The sequence below is a fragment of the Pseudomonas sp. ZL2 genome, from assembly GCF_054788455.1.
Genome location: NZ_JBGOGX010000037.1, coordinates 19972 through 35874, shown reverse-complemented (window position 1 = coordinate 35874; position 15903 = coordinate 19972). Strand labels below are relative to the sequence as shown.

Here is a 15903-nt window from a genome sequence, read left to right as displayed (position 1 = left end):
CTCAAGGTTGCGGCATGAACCTAAACCGGTGTCCAAAATCTGTTGACCAGTTCAGTCTTGCCCGCGATCGAGCGTGCAGCGCTCGCAATCCCGGTGAATTTACGCCAGCCTGGCTATCATCTGTGCTCTTTCAGGAAGGAACCGCCCCTCATGTCCCTCGTCACCACGTACCTCACCGGCCTGCGTCAGGCGCTGCCAAGCGAGTCGCTTGAGCAGTTGAACCTCACCCACGGCGCCTCGGCCGAAGCCTTGCAGAAGCTCAGTAACCATTACCCGCTGTGTCCCGCAAGCCTGCTGGAACTGCTCGGCCATATCGACGGTACCCATTTCCGAGACTACCCAGGCGGCACAGTCATCGTCCTGATCCTCGGTTCGGACGTGTTCGAGTACCCCTACTACCTCAGCGCCGCCGAGCAGGTCCTCGAAGACGCCAGAGGTTATACCGACAGCATTCGCGGCATCTACGGCGACTTCCTGGACGAATACCCGGAAACCGTCGGCCCAGGCATCGACATCGACCTGGGCATGAACCAGCGCCTGTGCTTCTCCCACTGCATGAACAACGGCGGCACCTCGAAGCTGTACATCGACTTCAACCCCGCCGCCGGCGGCACCGTCGGCCAGGTGCTGCGCTACCTGCACGACCCGGACAGCTATGAAGTGATTGCCGAGAGCTTCGATGAGTACCTGCAGCAGTTGATCGACGACGACTTCGCCTTTGTTGAACGGGAGATCTGAGCGCCATTACCCATTCAGGGTTACTCCATCAACGTGATTACCGCCCACGCCGTCGCGCCGCATACTCGGTTCCAGCCCCACGCAAGGAACCCCGATGAAGATCGAACTGATACAACTCGCCGGCCGCGACGGCGATACCACCTACAACCTGCAACGCACCCTGGAAGCCATTGCCGGTTGTGCAGCCGACACCGACCTGCTGGTGTTCCCGGAAACCCAGTTGATGGGTTTTGCCAGCGCCGCGCAGTTGCCCAAGGTTGCCGAAAGCGTGGACGGCCCCAGCGTCCAGGCCGTGCTGCAAGCGGTACGCGAACGCGGGGTCGCGGTGGTGATCGGCCTGGCCGAAAAAGCCGACGACCGCTTCTACAACACCTCGCTGCTGCTCACCCCCGAAGGCATCGCCCTGCGCTACCGCAAGACCCACCTCTGGCCCTCGGAACGCGGCCTGTTCGAGCCTGGCGATCGCTACACCACGGTGAGCTGGAAAGGCCTGCGCATCGGCCTGCTGATCTGCTACGACATCGAGCTGCCAGAAAGCAGCCGCGCCCTGGCGCAACTGGGCGTCGACCTGATCGTGGTAACCAACGGCAACATGGACCCCTACGGCCCGGTGCATCGCACCGCGATCATGGCCCGCGCCCAGGAAAACCAGGCCTTCGCGCTGATGGTCAACCGCGTCGGCCCAGGCGATGACGGCCTGGTATTCGCCGGCGGCAGCGCGGTGGTCGACCCGCACGGGCGTCTGCTGTTCGAAGCCGGTCGTGAAGCCTGCCGGCAGGTGGTCGAACTGGACCTGCAGCAACTAGAGCACGCCCGCCGCGACTACGACTACCTCGCCGACCGGCGCTTGCAACTGCCCGGCCAGCGCGTGGACCACGCCGATGGCCGCCGCGAACTGCTGATCCCCTGAGCGCTACCCCTTACAATAACAAGATCCCGGAGTGCCCCCATGAAGTCGATCCGTCGCCTGCCCCTGGCCCTGGCCGCGCTGCTGAACCTCGCTGCAGCCCAGGCCGCCACGCCCAGCGTGCACATCTACAACTGGTACGACTACATAGCCCCCAACACCACCAAGGAATTTCAGCAGGCCTCGGGTATCGCCCCGGTGTATGACGTGTTCGACAACAGCGATGTGATGCAGAGCAAATTGATGGCCGGGCGCAGCGGCTATGACGTGGCGTTCGCCAGCGCCGACCTGTTGCCGAACCTGATCAAGGCCGGGGTGCTGGCCGAGCTCGACCGCAGCCAGTTGCCCAACCTGGCGCACCTGGACCCGCAGATCCTCGCCAAACTGCAGGGCAACGATCCTGGCAACCGCTTCGCCGCGCCCTACTTGTGGGGCACCACAGGCCTGGGTTACGACGTCGACAAGATCAAGGCCCGCCTGGGCGCCGATGCGCCGCTCAACTCCTGGGACCTGATCTTCAAGGAAGAAAACATCGCCAAGCTGGCCGACTGTGGCGTGGCGATGCTCGATTCACCCAGCGAGATCATCCCCATCGCCCTGCACTACCTGGGCCTGCCCTACAACAGCAAGAACCCCGAGGACTACCGCAAGGCCGAAGCGCTGCTGCTCAAGGTGCGCCCGCATATCGCCTACTTCGACTCCTCGCGCTTTATCTCGGACCTGGCCAACGGCAATGTCTGCGTGGTGCTGGGCTGGTCCGGCGGGGTGTTTGACGCAAGACTTGCCGCCGACAACGCCAGGAATGGCCGCGACATCCGCTACAGCATTCCCCGCGAAGGCGCGCCGTTCTGGCTCGAAAGCATGGTGCTGCTCAAGGACGCGCCCAACCCGCAGCAAGGCCTGGCCTTTATCAACTACATGTTGCGCCCCGAGGTGATCGCTGCCTCGACCAACTACCTTGGCTACCCCAACGCCAACAAGGACGCCGTACCGCTGGTGGAAGCGAAGATCCGCGACAACCCGTCGGTGTACCCGCCCCAGGCGGTGCTCGATACCCTGTTCGCCCTGGAGCCGCTGCCACTCAAATACGAGCGCATCCGCACCCGGGTGTGGAGCAAGGTCAAGACCGGGAGTTAGTGTTAGCGTAGTGAACCGCACGCTCGCCCAAGGACTCGCTGCATGATCCGCCTGGCCTCCACTGAAGACCTGCCCGCCATCGATGCCCTGATCGAGGCGGCCTACAGCCCCTACATCGTCCGCATCAAGGCCAAGCCCGGCCCGATGCAGGAAGACTACGCGCAGTTGGTCACCCGCCGGCAGGTTCAGGTGCTGGAAGACCGGGGACAGGTAGTGGACATCGGTGGGGTGGATGCCAACGGCGCTATCCTCACGCTTGCGCCGATAGCGCTACAACCCGCCTACCGGCCTGTGCTCGACGATCTCTGCCGCACCCTCGAAAACCGATGCCATACGCTGCTCGGTGGCATTTACCTCTACGGCAGCGTTGCCCGTGGCGATGCCCGCGAAGGTGAATCGGACCTGGACGTGACCCTGATACTCAACCATTGCCCCAACGCCAATGACTTGCAGCAGCTTGAACGGGTCAGAGGTGAGCTGCAGGACCGGCACCCACTGGTGAGCAAGATCGATTTCGACATCGGCACCCGTGACCAGGTGCTGGCCGAGGAACACCGCAACAGTTGGGGTTACTGGCTAAAGCATCACTGCCGCTGTATCTGGGGCGAAGACCTCGCCCAGTGCTTGGCGCCATTCAAGCCTTCACCAGCCATCGCGCGGGCAGTCAATGCCGACCTGCAGGCTGCATTTGAGCGATATGCCGAGGGCATCGCCGATGCGGGCGACGCAGACACGCTGCGCCGGCTGCAACGGGCAGCCTCACGCAAGGCATTGCGGGCCGGCAACATGCTGCGAAGTGACAAGGACCCTTCGTGGCCGCTGACCCTGGAGGATCATGCTGACCAGTTACGTATTGCTTGTCCGCAACTGGCCGCTGAGGCCGAATTCTTTTTGCGTCACGCCTATCAACCCGAAGCCAGCGCCGAACAGTTCCTCGAACAGCTCGGCGCATTCAACACAGCATTCTTTGTACGTCTGAACGCTTCTGGTTGAACCTCAATCCTCCAGCGGCTTCGGCGGTTTGGGTGGTGGTGCCGGCTTGGCCGGCTTGGCGGGTTTACCGTCCTTGCCGGGCTTGGCCTCTTTGCCCTTGGTAGCGTCCTCCTTCAAATCGGCAACGGTCGGCGGCACGATGGCTTTTTCCGCTGCCGGCAACTGGTCGACTGCATCGTAAATCGCCTTGGGCTCGAGGATGCCGGTGTGTTCGATCCGGTGCAGCTCGCCGTCCTTGCCCACCAGTACTACCTGGGTGACCATCGTATCCCGGGCGCTGAACTTGAACTTGCGGATCAGGGCCATGGTCGCCTGTTGATCCAGAAACTTGTCATCACGCTTGCCGATCATGCCGGCGACGCTGTACAGCACCAGCTTGCGCTCCTCGAAGGCAGCCTTGGTGGCCGGGTCTTCAAGGGCCTTGTTCAACGCGCGAAGGGTCGGGTCGGCGGTGCTGGGGGCAAGGACAACCAAGGCGCGGGTCTTGTACAGCTCCTGGCCCAAGGGGTCATCGCTATCGGCAGCGAGGGCGGGACCGGCGACAATGGCCAGCAAGGCGGCGAGGGTCAGTGACCGAACAAGCATGCGCATCTCCTTTCTATTTCCATGCAACAAAGACTACAAATCGCGACGAAAGATCCGGGTTGCGAGCCTAAACTACAGGGCCAGATGAGTGGGCAAGGCAAAGGTAACTTACGATTACCAAGTGCGACCTTGGATACACACCGGAAGGTCTGTCATCCGATTCTGAGGATAGCTGAAGGCCGTCTGCCATGCCCGTCGACCACCCTGGAAAAAGGCCTGAACCATGAGCATTGCCGACACCCTGCTATTGCTGCTGATCCTTGTTACCGCCCTGGGTTGCGGGTTGATGGGCGGGTTGTTCTTCGCCTTCTCCAACTTCGTCATGCAGGCCCTGGAGCGCATTCCGGCACAGAGTGCGGTGACGGCCATGCAATCGATCAACCAGGTGGTGCTCAACCGCCTGTTCCTCTCGCTGTTTCTCGGCACCGCCGTGACCTGCGCGATCCTGCTGACCTGGGCCTGGTTGCGCTGGCCATTGCCGGGCAGCCTGTGCATCGGCATTGGCAGCGGCCTGTATCTGCTCGGTAACGTGCTGGTGACCATGCTCTTCAACGTGCCGCGAAACCAGAGCCTGGCGCGCCTGGAGCCGGCCAGTAGCGAGGCGGCCAGTGCCTGGCCGACCTATGCGCGGGTGTGGAACCGCTGGAACCATGTGCGCACCATTACCGCCCTGGCGGCCACGGCCTGGTTGATGGTGGCGTTGCTGCGGGTGGTGTGGACTCAATAGCGGCTGCTCAGCTCCCACAGTAGATCTGTGCACGCCGGACCTGGACTTGCTGCCTGCACCGGCCTCATCGCCGGCAAGGCCGGCTCCCACAGTAGATCTGTGTACGCCGGACCTGTGGGAGCTGGCCTTGCCAGCGATCGAGCGCGCAGCGGTCGCAATCCAGTCAACCCCTGATGTGCTGCCTGCACCGGCCTCATCGCCGGCAAGCCAGCTCCCACAGTAGATCTGTGCACGCCGGACCTGTGGGAGCTGGCCTTGCCTGCGATCGAGCGCGCAGCGGTCGCAACCCAGTCAACCCCTGATGTGCTGCCTGCACCGGCCTCATCGCCGGCAAGCCAGCTCCCACAGTAGATCTGTGTACGCCGGACCTGTGGGAGCTGGCTTTGCCTGCGATCGAGCGCGCAGCGGTCGCAATCCAGTCAACCCCTGATGTGCTGGCTACACCGGCCTCATCGCCGGCAAGCGCCGGACCTGTGGGAGCTGGCCTTGCCAGCGATCGAGCGCGCAGCGGTCGCAATCCAGTCAACCCCTGATGTGCTGCCTGCACCGGCCTCATCGCCGGCAAGCCACACAGGGTCAGTGCATGCAGGTCCGGCTAGAACAAGCCCATCTGCCGATCGATCAGCGCCGTGAAGTCATCCTCCACGAACGGCAAAATCGCATCGGCCACCGGCTGCAACTGCCGGGTCAGGTAGTGGTCGTAATCGATCGCCGAATGCCGCGTCTCCAACGGCTCCGGCCCGGTCACGGTAATCACGTAGCTGATCCAGCCGCCATTCTGGTACTGCCGCGGCCTGCCCTGACGGTCATTGAAGTCATCGGCCATGCGCGCCGCGCGAACATGCGGCGGCACGTTGCGCTGGTAGTCGGCCAGCGGCCGGCGCAGGCGCTTGCGGTAGATCAACAGCTCATCCTGCTCGCCAGCCAAGGTCTTGCGCACATACTCACGCAGGTATTGCTGGTACGGCTGACGCTTGAAGATCCGCTCGTACAGCTCCTGCTGGAACTGCCGGGCCAGCGGCGACCAGTCGGTACGCACGCTTTCCAGGCCCTTGAAGATCATCTCCTCAACGCCCTCGCCACGTTGCACCAGGCCGGCATAACGCTTCTTGCTGCCCTCCTCGGCGCCGCGAATGGTCGGCATCAGAAAGCGCTTGTAGTGGGTCTCGTACTGCAACTCCAGGGCACTGTCCAGGCCGTAGCTGTCACGCAGATGCTCGCGCCACCACTGGTTGACCTGCTGCACCAGCTCGCGACCGATACGCGCCGCGTCCGCCTCGTCATGGGCACCCTTGAGCCAGACGAACGTGGAGTCAGTGTCGCCATAGATCACCGCGTAACCCCGGGCCTCGATCAGTTCGCGGGTACGGCGCATGATCTCGTGGCCGCGCATTGTGATCGATGAGGCCAGGCGCGGGTCGAAGAAGCGGCAGCCACTGGAACCAAGCACACCGTAAAAGGCGTTCATGATGATCTTCAGCGCCTGGGAAAGCGGCGCATTGTGCTCGCGCTTGGCCACCTCGCGGCCCTGCCAGACCCGCTCGACAATCGCCGGCAGGCAATGCCGGGTACGGGAAAAACGCGCACCGCGAAAGCCCGGTACCGAGGTCGCGTCGCCCGGCTCGCGCAGGCCTTCGATCAGCCCTAGCGGGTCGATCAGGAAGGTTCGGATGATCGACGGATACAGGCTCTTGTAGTCGAGCACCAGCACCGACTCGTACAGCCCCGGCCGCGAGTCCATGACGAATCCACCGGGGCTGGCCTCCTCCGGGCGCTCGCCCTGGTTGGGCGCGACGAAGCCCTGGCGGTGCATCAGGGGCATGTACAAATGACAGAACGCCGCCACCGAGCCGCCGCTGCGGTCAGCCGGCAAGCCGGTAACCGTGGCCCGTTCGAGCAGGAAGGTCAGCAGTTCGGTCTTGGCGAAAATCCGTGTGACCAGTTCGCAGTCCTTGAGGTTGTAACGGGCCAGGGCCGGCTTGTCCTCGGCGAACATGCGGTTGATTTCGTCCATGCGCTGGTACGGGGTGTCGATGGCCTTGCCTTCGCCGAGCAGGGTCTGGGCGACGTTCTCCAGGCTGAACGAGGGGAAACTCCAGGTCGCCGAACGCAGCCCTTCGATACCGTCGATGATCAGGCGCCCGGCGGCCCCGGCAAAAAAATGCGCGCGGCTGCCGTGCTCGCGCCAGTCCATTTCCTCACCGCCACGCCCCAGGCGCAAGGGCACCTTGAGCTGGGTGGCGTGGTGCTGCAACACGCGCAAGTCGAACTGCACCAGGTTCCAGCCGATGATTGCATCGGGGTCATGCACGGCCAGCCAGTCGTTCAAGCGCTCGAGCAAGCGGGCACGGCTGTCGCAGTATTCGAGATCGAAATCCACGCCCTCGGCGTCGCCGTTGGCCGGGCCGAGCATGTACACCTGGCGCTGGCCGCAGCCTTCGAGGGCGATGGAATACAGCTCGCCGCGCTCGGTGGTTTCGATGTCGAGTGATACCAGCCTGAGCTTCGGGCGGTAGCCGGGGGCGGGCTTGAGCTGGGCATCGAGCAACACACCGTTGGCATCAGGTGTGCCGCTGAAACTCACCGGCGCGGTAATGAAACGCTCCATCAGGTAGCGCTCCGGCGGACGCACATCAGCCTCGTAGATTTGCACCCCGGCGGCGCGCAGGCGCTTTTCCAGCTGGATCAACTGGCGGTGCTGGCGGCAGTACAAGCCCAGCACCGGCCGCTGTTCGAAATCGCGCAGGGCCAGCTCGCGCAACGCGACGTCGCGCTCACCGCGCAGCACCGCTTCGGCTTGCCCACGCTGCTCGGCCGGAATGAACGCAACGGACGTCTGCACCGGCAAGCGCAAGCGCCGTGGTCCCTGATCGGTGGCCAGCCAGAACTCGACGCTGGTCCCCGCCGGGGTATCGCGCCAATGCCGGGTCAGGACAAAGCCCTGCTGTAACTCCACCGCTGCAACCTCGAAAACACCTGTGTATGCGGCGATTCTACCTGCCTGGGCCGCTGGCTGCCGAACTTAGCGCGCTACCCGTGCACCGGGGGCAAAGCCGTGGCCATGGGCGCGACCGGCAATCAGCAAGGCCAAGGCGATCAGCCCCAGCAACACCCAGTGGAAACTGCCCACGCCCCACTGGCTGAGCAGCACGCCACCGAGCAGACCGCCTGCGGCAATCGCCGAGTTCCACACGGTGACGATCATCGACTGGGCGACATCGGCGCCCTCCCCGGCGGCATCGGCGCTGGCGGTCTGCAGCAGGGTCGGCGCGCCGCCGTAGGTCAGGCCCCAGAGCGCGACACTGACGTACACCAGCGGCGCCGACTGGCTGACAAAACCCAGCACCAGCGCCACCACGGCAAATCCGCACAGGCTGAGCAAAACCATGTTGCGCAGGTGCTTGTCGATCAACGCACCGACCACGCCGATACCCGCCAGGGCGGCGATACCGAAGGTCAGCAGGACCATGCCAGTGCTGGCTGCCAGCCCCACCGAAGCCAGGAACGGCACGATGTAGGTGTACAGCACGTTATGCGCCAGCACCCAGGTGAGGATCACCAGCAACACCGCCAGCACTCCCGGGGTACGCAAAACTTGAGCGATGCCGGGACGCTGACCCGGGGCGTGACCGTCGAAGTCCGGCACCTTGCACAGCACCCAGGCCACCAGCACCAGGGTCGCCCCCGACACCAGGGCAAAGGTCATGCGCCACCCCACCAGTTCGCCCAACCAGGTGCCGGCTGGCACCCCCAACGACAACGCCACCGGCGCGCCGATCATCGCCACTGCCATGGCCCGGCCCTGCTGCTCGGGGCTGACCATGCGCCGTGCATGCCCGGCGATCACGCCCCAGGCCAGGCCGGCGGCGACGCCGGTCATGAAGCGTGCGACCAGCGTCAGCCAGTACGAACTCGATAGCGCCGTCACGGTGTTGAACAGCAGGAAACCGACAATCGCCAGCAACAGCACCGGCCGCCGACGCCAGCCCTGGGTCAGGGTCACCAGCGGGATGGCGGTCAACAGCGAGCCCAGGGCATAGACGCTGACCATCTGCCCGGCCATGGCCTCGCTGACCTGCATGCCGCTGGAGATCTGCCCGAGCAGGCCGGCCGGCAGGGTTTCGCTGAGGATGGCGATAAAGCCGGTCATGGCCAGGGCCAGCAGGCCGCTGACCGGCAAGGGCTGTTCGAGTGCGGCTGGCCCGTCCGCCGTGCAACTCATCGGGGTCATGGTGAAACTCCTGTAGGAAAGATGGGCGAACCTTAAGCCTGCGGTCACTGCGGAAAAAGACGGGTACAATTCCGCTCATAACGGACATTGATGTCCGCAATCAGGGAAAGCAGATGGATAGCCTCAGCGGTTTCGTGGTGTTCGTGCGAGTGGCAGAAACCGGCAGCTTCGTCGGCGCCGCGCAATCGTTGGGGGTCAGCGCTTCGGCCATCGGCAAACGCGTGGCGCGCCTGGAGAGCCGCCTGGGGGTGCGCCTGTTTCACCGCAGCACACGCAGCATCACCCTGACCGCCGAGGGCAGCCTGTTCCTGGAACGCAGCCGGCGCATCCTCGCCGAGATCGAAGCCACCGAACTTGAACTGTCCCAGGCCAGCGAGGTGCCGCGTGGGCGTTTGCGCATCAGCCTGCCGCAAGTCACCGCCCTGGTGATGCCGGCCTTGAGCGAGTTCATGGCGCAGTACCCGGCCATCGAACTGGACCTGGATTTCGACGATCGCCTGGTCGATATCATCGGCGAAGGTTTCGACGTGGTGATGCGCGGCGGCACCCCCAGCGACTCGCGCTTGAGCGCGCGCTTTCTGGGCCATTTCCACCATGTACTGGTCGCTTCACCGGCGTACCTGGCGCGCAATGGCACCCCCGTTCATCCCGATGAACTGGCCCGGCACACCTGCCTGCACTACCGTTTCCCCAGCACCGGCAAGCTCGAGCAATGGCCGTTGCGCCAGGAGCCCGCCGGGCGCGAATACGACATCCCGGTGTCGATGGTCTGCAACCACGTCGACACGCGCATCTGCTTTGCCACCCGCGATCGCGGCATCACCTGCACTCCGGATTTCACCGTACGCCAGCAGCTGCAACGCGGTGACCTGGTGACCGTGCTCGATGACTACATGGAGCGGCGCGGCAGCTTCTACCTGCTGTGGCCCTCGGGGCGGCAAATACCGCCACGGCTGCGGGTGTTCATCGACTTCATGAGCACGCGACTGCAGCTGGATGCCGGCGCGCCGCAGTATTAGTCATATAAATAATCAAGCCCCTGAGCGGGAAGTCGCGGCACCTGCTGCTGCAGGAATTCACCGAGCTTCTGCGCCTGGCGCGCCTTGGGGTTAGCCTGCAGCCAGGTCAGGTAATAACCCTCGCCGGTGGCCACCGCCTGCGCAAAGGGCGTGACCAGGCGGCCGGCGTCGAGCTCGCCGCTGGCCAGCAGCAGGTCGACCACGGCCACACCCAGGCCTTGCTGGGCGGCAGAAATGCCTTGATCCAGGGTGTCGAACAGCTGGCCGCGGTCCAGGCTGATTGCAGCGCCCCCTGTCCGATTCAACCAGCGCCGCCAGTCACGCCGATCGGGCGACGGGTGCAGCAGTTCACAGTGGCCCAGGTCTGCCGGGTAACCGGGCTGGCACACCGGCACCAGCCATTCGTCAAACAGCTTGAGGCTGGCGATGTCCGCGGCAAAATGGCCGTCGCCCAGCAGGATCGCGCAATCGTAAGGCTCGCTGTAGAAGTCCACCGTGTCGATGTCCATCCACACACTGCTCAATTGCACCTTGCTGTGTTCTTCGCCTTGCTTGAACGTCGCCAAGTGCTTGAGCAGCCAGCGCACGGTCAGGGTCGAAGGCGCCTTGAGGCGCAGGTGCTGACGGTCCTGCCTGAGCAACCCGCAGGCATTCTCGATGATCTTGAAGCCGACCTTGAGCTCCTGGGCCAGCAGCCGGCCCGGCTCGGTGAGCGCCACTTTCGGCCCGCGGCGCTCGAACAATGCGCAGTCGAACAAGCCTTCGAGGGTTTTGATGTGATGGCTGATGGCGCCCTGGGTCAGGGCCAGTTCTTCGGCCGCGCGGGTGAAGGAGCCATAGCGTGCGGCCACCTCGAACGCCCTGAGCGCCTGCAATGCGGGAATGCGTTCGGTCATGGCCGCCTCAAGCATGAGTAAAACTAATAGAAAGCCACAGTAACAGGCGTTTTACAACCGAACCGCGCCTGCAGAGAATGCCGCTCCCGGTAAAAACCATCGAGAAATGCCCGTGAACAGTGCCCTGCTTGCCACCTACGCCCTGACTGTTTTGCTCTTGATCGCCAGCCCCGGCCCGGTGGTGGCGCTGGTGGTCAACACCACCGCCCGCGCCGGACGCAAACAGGCACTGCTGACCGCCCTGGGGACCAACGGTGCTTCGCTGGTGCTGATTGCCCTGGCCGCTGCGCTGATCTTCAGCAGCGCAGCCGTCAACCCACTGTTGCTAAGCGCCCTGAGCATGTTCGGTTGCCTGTTCATCGGCTACCTGGGCCTCGGCGCACTGGCTGAACTGCGCCAGCCCGCGCTCGCCATACAGCAGGCCCCCGTCCGCCAGGGCGGGCTGTGGCAAGGCTTTGCCATCGGCCTGTCGAACCCCAAGGACATTCTGTTTTTCGTCGCTTTCTTCCCGCAGTTCATCCAGGTTACCGAGCAGTTCAGCCAAAGCCTGATGGTGTTGGGGCTGGTCTGGCTGGTGCTCGACCTGGGCATTCTGGGCTTGTACATCCTGGTCATCGGCCGCCTGGCCGAGCGTCTCAACCGACGCTTGATCAGCGCAATCAGTGCCGTGGTGCTGTTGGCCATTGCCGTCGCCGGGCTGGCCTACAACCTCCGGCAACTGTTGCCCTGACGGGCTACGCTTTCGGGTGTAGGCCGAGAGCGGTTAGAATGATGCGCTATACCTCCAGGCCAGCCTCAAGCCACACTATGGACAGTCGGATTGAACCCTGAACAGCGCAGTCGTCTCGAAACCACCATGCATACCCGCCCGGCCCCGAATTCCAGAGGCACTTCCTTGATCCGCTCGCCCCTTTTGCACGGCCTGCTCGCCGTCGTGCTGCCAACTTCGGCGCTGGCCGCCGGCGTACGGATCGACCCGCATGCCGACCTGTTGTACCGCCAGGCCCTGACCTTGCTGGAACAGGCCGACAACCAGAACACCAGTTTCACCCTCAAGACCAGCACCACCGACCAGGACCTCGCCCAGCAAGGCCAGGCCCTGGGCCGCACCCTGGCGCCCGCGGTGAGCCTGCTGAAAAAAGCCGTGGAGCTTGACCACCCGGCCGCCCAGTACCGCCTGGCCCTCTACTACATCACCTACCTGCCGGCAGCGCAGATCCCGGCTGCCGCCTGCCCGCTGCTCGAAGCGAGCATGGGCCAGGGCTTCGCCCCGGCGGCGCTGGGCATCGAAAACTGGTGCCCGAACTACAGCCGTAGCGAATACCGCACTGCGCTGGAAAGCGTGCCGAACCTGGCCAGCCTCTACGCTCCCTACTACCCGCAACCGGCCGTGCGCCTGCTGTGCCATCGCGAGCAACCGCAAGGCCTGGCGATGCAGTGGGGCCGTCAGCGCGACTACCAGGCCGAGGTCTACCGCCTGCTGGCCAGCGCCGACCCGGCGCAAAGCAAGGCTTACTGGCAAAAAGCAGTGGACATCAATGGCTGCATCGCGGCGCAGCGGCGCCTGGCCAGCAACCACTACTGAGCTGAGCGCACTGCGCCGCCGCTGACAGCAAGATCGTTCAAGTCAGCGGCGCCCGGCTCTGGCATGCTGTACAACCGTGTTCATTGGTTGTTGCTGCCGTCCATGCCCAGTCCGCCGTTCGCCCGCCAGGCCTTTATCCGTGGCGCCATCGCCATCCTGCCGTTGTCCCTTGCCGTTGCCCCCTGGGGGTTGCTGGCCGGCTCCATGGCCATCGAAGCCAACCTCACGCCCTGGGAAGGCCAGGGCCTGTCGGCCATCGTCTTTGCCGGCGCGGCGCAACTGGTGGCGATCGGCATGCTCAAGGGCGGCGCCAACCTGTTTTCGATCCTCCTCACCACCCTGCTGCTGACGTCCCAGCACCTGCTGTACGGGCTGTCGATGCGCCCGGTGCTGTCGGGCCTGCCGACCCGCTGGCGGCTGGGCCTGGGCTTCTTGCTCACTGACGAGTTTTTCGCCCTCACCAGCCAGTACGACAAACAGCAGTTCAATCGCTGGTACGCCCTGGGGGTGGGCCTGACGTTCTACATTGCCTGGAACCTGTTCACCCTGGCCGGGATCATCCTGGGGCAGAACATTCCGCACCTCGACCAACTGGGCCTGGACTTCTCGATTGTCGCCACCTTCGTCGCCCTGATCGCGCCGTTGGTGCGCAACCTGCCCACCGTGGTGTGCGTGGCGGTGTCGTTGTTCTGCTCGGTGCTGTTCAGTGCCTGGCATTGGGACATCGGCCTGGTGGCCGCCGGCCTGCTGGGCATGAGCGCAGGTTTCATCTGTCAGAAATTCAGTGGAGCACGCTCATGATCTTCGCCCTGATTATCGGCATGGGCCTGCTGGTGTTCCTCAACCGCTATGCCTTTCTGGAACCGCGCCTGCCCCTGCGCCTGAGCTCCAATGCCCGGCAGTTCCTCGGCTTCGCCGTGCCGGGCATGCTTACCGCGATCTGCGGGCCTATCGTCTTTCTGCCCGGCCACCAGCTCGACCTGAGCCTGAGCAACCCGTACCTGATCGGTTCGCTGGTGGCCGTAGTGCTGGTGCTGTTGACCCGCAGCACCTTGATCAGCATGCTGCTGAGCATGGCCTTCTTTTTTGTCTTTCGTTGGTGGTTGAACGGCAGCCCATGAACCCTGCACACAAGGAACAGACCCGTTTCTGGCAAGCCTCGGCGCTCGGTGACACCGAGATGCTGCATGCGCGTTATTTTCAGCAGCGCTTCGCCCCCCATGTGCATGAAGGCTACGTGATCACCATCATCGAGTCCGGCGCCCAGCGCTTCTGGCACCGCGGCAGCGAACACCTGGCGCCGGTCGGCAGCATGGTCCTGATCAACCCCGACGAGCTGCACACCGGCGCCAAGGCCAGCGAAGACGGCTGGCGCTATCGCGGCTTTTACCCCGACAGCGAACGCATCACCGGAGTGCTCGACGAACTGGAACTCAAGCGCGACGGCCTGCCGCGCTTTGACGCCAGCGTGCTGCACGACCCGCAACTGGCCAAGGCCTTCAGCTGGCTGCACTGCTCGGCCGAGCACGGCGCCAGCGCCCTGGAACAACAAACCGCCTGGCGCGAGGCGGTGTTGCTGCTGGTGCAGCGCCATGCCCGCGCGGGCGAGGCGCGCACGCCCGGCAACGAACCGTGCGCCGTGGCCCGGGCCAAGGAACTGATGGACAACCGCCTGGCCTATCCGCCATCGCTGGAAGAACTCGCCACAGCGGTGAATCTCTCGCCCTTCCACTTTGCCCGGGTGTTCCGCCAGGCCACCGGCTTGCCGCCCCATGCCTGGCTCAAGCAACGGCGCCTGAGCCGCGCCCGTGAACTGCTGAAAAACGACTGCCTGCCGTTCAACGTCGCCTTCGCCCTGGGTTTTTCTGACCAGAGCCATCTGAACCGGCAGTTCAAGCAAGCCTATGGCGTAACGCCGGGCGAGTACCGGCGCGCCTGCACTCATTAACGGACTAAGCCAATGCCCTACCCGCTTGCCTACCGCTGGTTCATTCACAAAGGCCTGACCGACTGGGAGCCGTGGTATTTCTGCGATACCCAGGCGTCGCTGCAACAAGCGCCTGACCTGACCAGGAACGCCTTCGCCGCCAGGGCCTTTGCCAAGGAAACCGGGGCGGACTTCGAGGTTTACCTGTTCGCCCGCCGCCAGGATCGGGAGGACTTTGCCTTCTTCGTGGTGCGCGACGGGGTGATTGAAGACAAGGTCATCACCGTGCATTTGTCGTTTGCCGACAAACTCGAGCTACGCTCGCGGTTGAGCCATGAACAAGTGACCCGCAGCTTCAGTGAATGGGTGGCCGAGGTGGCGCTGGCGGATGCGCTTGAGTGGATGAGCGAGGACGACCTGCAGGATTGAATCTAGGGCTGCTCTGCAGACCATCGCCGGCAAGGCCGGCGATCGAGCGCAAAGCGCTCGCTGGGCATTCACGCCGGGCGCTGCATCAACATCAACCGCAGCGCCAGCAACGCCAGCACACTGGCCAGCAAGCGCGGCTGCAACCTGGCCAGGCGCCCCTTGCCACTGAACCAACGGCTAAGCACCCCGCCACACGCCCCCAGCACCACATGAAACACCAGGGCAATCACGCTCAGCACCAGCCCCAGCAGCAACAATTGCTGGGCCACTGCGCCTTTGGCCGGCACCACGAACTGCGGCAAGAACACGATAAAAAACAGCAGCGCCTTGGGGTTGAGCAGGCTGTTCAAGGTCGCTGCAACCAACACCGCCGCCAGCGATGTCTCACGCGACCCCTCGCCCATGCCCACCGTGCGCGGCTGCAACAGCTTGAAGGCCATCCATAACAGGTAGACCGCGCCGCTGTAGCGGATGATGTCGAACGACGGCGGCCAGGCGGCGATCAGTGCGGTGACACCGGTAGCCGTCAGCACAGTCAGCAACAGGTCAGCCAGGCTGATACCCAGCGCCGCCGCCAGCCCGCCACGCCAGCCCATGGACAGCCCATGACTGATGACAAAAGCCATGTTCGGCCCGGGCGACAGCAGCAACAGGGTTACCGCGCCAGCAAAGATGACCAGCGTTTGCATATCGAGCATCGCACACCCTCCTGGCTAAGCTCCGAGTGAC

Annotated in this window: 17 protein-coding genes; 12 read left to right on the top strand and 5 right to left on the bottom strand. The window is 64.1% G+C overall.

Going from position 1 to position 15903, the window contains the following annotated elements:
- Window positions 1-150 precede the first annotated feature (150 nt).
- The 4 genes from ABM562_RS20540 (at window position 151) to ABM562_RS20525 (ending at window position 3775) form a co-directional block, all read left to right on the top strand.
- Window positions 151-738, top strand: a complete 588-nt coding sequence (locus tag ABM562_RS20540; protein WP_258579122.1) for an SMI1/KNR4 family protein — start codon at window positions 151-153, stop codon at window positions 736-738.
- Between the two features lie 94 nt (window positions 739-832).
- Window positions 833-1648 carry a carbon-nitrogen hydrolase family protein gene (locus tag ABM562_RS20535; protein ID WP_258579121.1) on the top strand — a complete coding sequence of 272 codons (816 nt, stop codon included), beginning with the start codon at window positions 833-835 and terminating at the stop codon, window positions 1646-1648.
- A 39-nt stretch (window positions 1649-1687) separates the two neighbouring features.
- Entirely contained in the window at window positions 1688-2782 is a 1095-nt protein-coding gene (locus ABM562_RS20530) for a polyamine ABC transporter substrate-binding protein (RefSeq protein WP_460423137.1), read from the top strand.
- A gap of 42 nt (window positions 2783-2824) precedes the next feature.
- A complete protein-coding gene (locus ABM562_RS20525) occupies window positions 2825-3775 on the top strand; it encodes a nucleotidyltransferase domain-containing protein (protein ID WP_460423135.1) in 951 nt (316 codons plus the stop codon).
- Between the two features lie 3 nt (window positions 3776-3778).
- Here the strand turns inward: ABM562_RS20525 and ABM562_RS20520 are convergent, their stop codons facing one another.
- The gene (locus ABM562_RS20520) at window positions 3779-4360 is read right to left on the bottom strand and encodes a DUF4174 domain-containing protein (protein WP_134062309.1); all 582 of its coding nucleotides are present in this window, start codon (window positions 4358-4360) and stop codon (window positions 3779-3781) included.
- Window positions 4361-4583: 223 nt separating this feature from the next.
- Between ABM562_RS20520 and ABM562_RS20515 the strand changes: the two genes are divergently transcribed.
- The gene (locus ABM562_RS20515) at window positions 4584-5087 is read left to right on the top strand and encodes an anthrone oxygenase family protein (RefSeq protein ID WP_233674234.1); all 504 of its coding nucleotides are present in this window, start codon (window positions 4584-4586) and stop codon (window positions 5085-5087) included.
- Between the two features lie 595 nt (window positions 5088-5682).
- Here ABM562_RS20515 and ABM562_RS20510 read toward each other — a convergent pair.
- Window positions 5683-8043, bottom strand: a complete 2361-nt coding sequence (locus ABM562_RS20510; protein WP_134062307.1) for a DNA polymerase II — start codon at window positions 8041-8043, stop codon at window positions 5683-5685.
- A gap of 66 nt (window positions 8044-8109) precedes the next feature.
- A complete protein-coding gene (locus tag ABM562_RS20505; RefSeq protein ID WP_115087660.1) occupies window positions 8110-9309 on the bottom strand; it encodes an MFS transporter in 1200 nt (399 codons plus the stop codon).
- Window positions 9310-9431: 122 nt separating this feature from the next.
- Here ABM562_RS20505 and ABM562_RS20500 point away from each other — a divergent pair, with 122 nt between their 5' ends.
- Window positions 9432-10337 (top strand): LysR family transcriptional regulator, encoded by a 906-nt coding sequence (locus ABM562_RS20500; RefSeq protein ID WP_115087279.1) that lies wholly within the window; start codon window positions 9432-9434, stop codon window positions 10335-10337.
- Here ABM562_RS20500 and ABM562_RS20495 read toward each other — a convergent pair.
- A complete protein-coding gene (locus tag ABM562_RS20495) occupies window positions 10334-11233 on the bottom strand; it encodes a LysR substrate-binding domain-containing protein (protein WP_460423133.1) in 900 nt (299 codons plus the stop codon). The two genes, ABM562_RS20500 and ABM562_RS20495, sit on opposite strands and share 4 nt — an antisense overlap.
- Before the next feature lie 112 nt (window positions 11234-11345).
- Between ABM562_RS20495 and ABM562_RS20490 the strand changes: the two genes are divergently transcribed.
- The 6 genes from ABM562_RS20490 to ABM562_RS20465 all read left to right on the top strand — a co-directional run bounded on the left by ABM562_RS20490 (window position 11346) and on the right by ABM562_RS20465 (window position 15174).
- Complete coding sequence (locus tag ABM562_RS20490) at window positions 11346-11963, top strand: LysE family translocator (protein WP_115087661.1); 618 nt, start codon at window positions 11346-11348, stop codon at window positions 11961-11963.
- Between the two features lie 126 nt (window positions 11964-12089).
- On the top strand, window positions 12090-12818 hold the full coding sequence (locus ABM562_RS20485) for a sel1 repeat family protein (RefSeq protein ID WP_115087662.1): 729 nt from the start codon (window positions 12090-12092) through the stop codon (window positions 12816-12818).
- Window positions 12819-12920: 102 nt separating this feature from the next.
- Complete coding sequence (locus ABM562_RS20480; protein WP_115087663.1) at window positions 12921-13619, top strand: AzlC family ABC transporter permease; 699 nt, start codon at window positions 12921-12923, stop codon at window positions 13617-13619.
- Window positions 13616-13939 carry an AzlD domain-containing protein gene (locus ABM562_RS20475; RefSeq protein ID WP_038994745.1) on the top strand — a complete coding sequence of 108 codons (324 nt, stop codon included), beginning with the start codon at window positions 13616-13618 and terminating at the stop codon, window positions 13937-13939. The genes ABM562_RS20480 and ABM562_RS20475 overlap by 4 nt, the downstream gene beginning before the upstream one ends.
- Window positions 13936-14766 carry an AraC family transcriptional regulator gene (locus ABM562_RS20470; protein WP_115087284.1) on the top strand — a complete coding sequence of 277 codons (831 nt, stop codon included), beginning with the start codon at window positions 13936-13938 and terminating at the stop codon, window positions 14764-14766. The genes ABM562_RS20475 and ABM562_RS20470 overlap by 4 nt, the downstream gene beginning before the upstream one ends.
- Before the next feature lie 12 nt (window positions 14767-14778).
- Window positions 14779-15174, top strand: a complete 396-nt coding sequence (locus tag ABM562_RS20465) for a hypothetical protein (protein WP_460423131.1) — start codon at window positions 14779-14781, stop codon at window positions 15172-15174.
- Window positions 15175-15242: 68 nt separating this feature from the next.
- On the opposite strand, the gene ABM562_RS20460 is transcribed toward ABM562_RS20465, so the two are convergent.
- Entirely contained in the window at window positions 15243-15872 is a 630-nt protein-coding gene (locus tag ABM562_RS20460) for a LysE family translocator (RefSeq protein ID WP_115087287.1), read from the bottom strand.
- Window positions 15873-15903 lie beyond the last annotated feature (31 nt).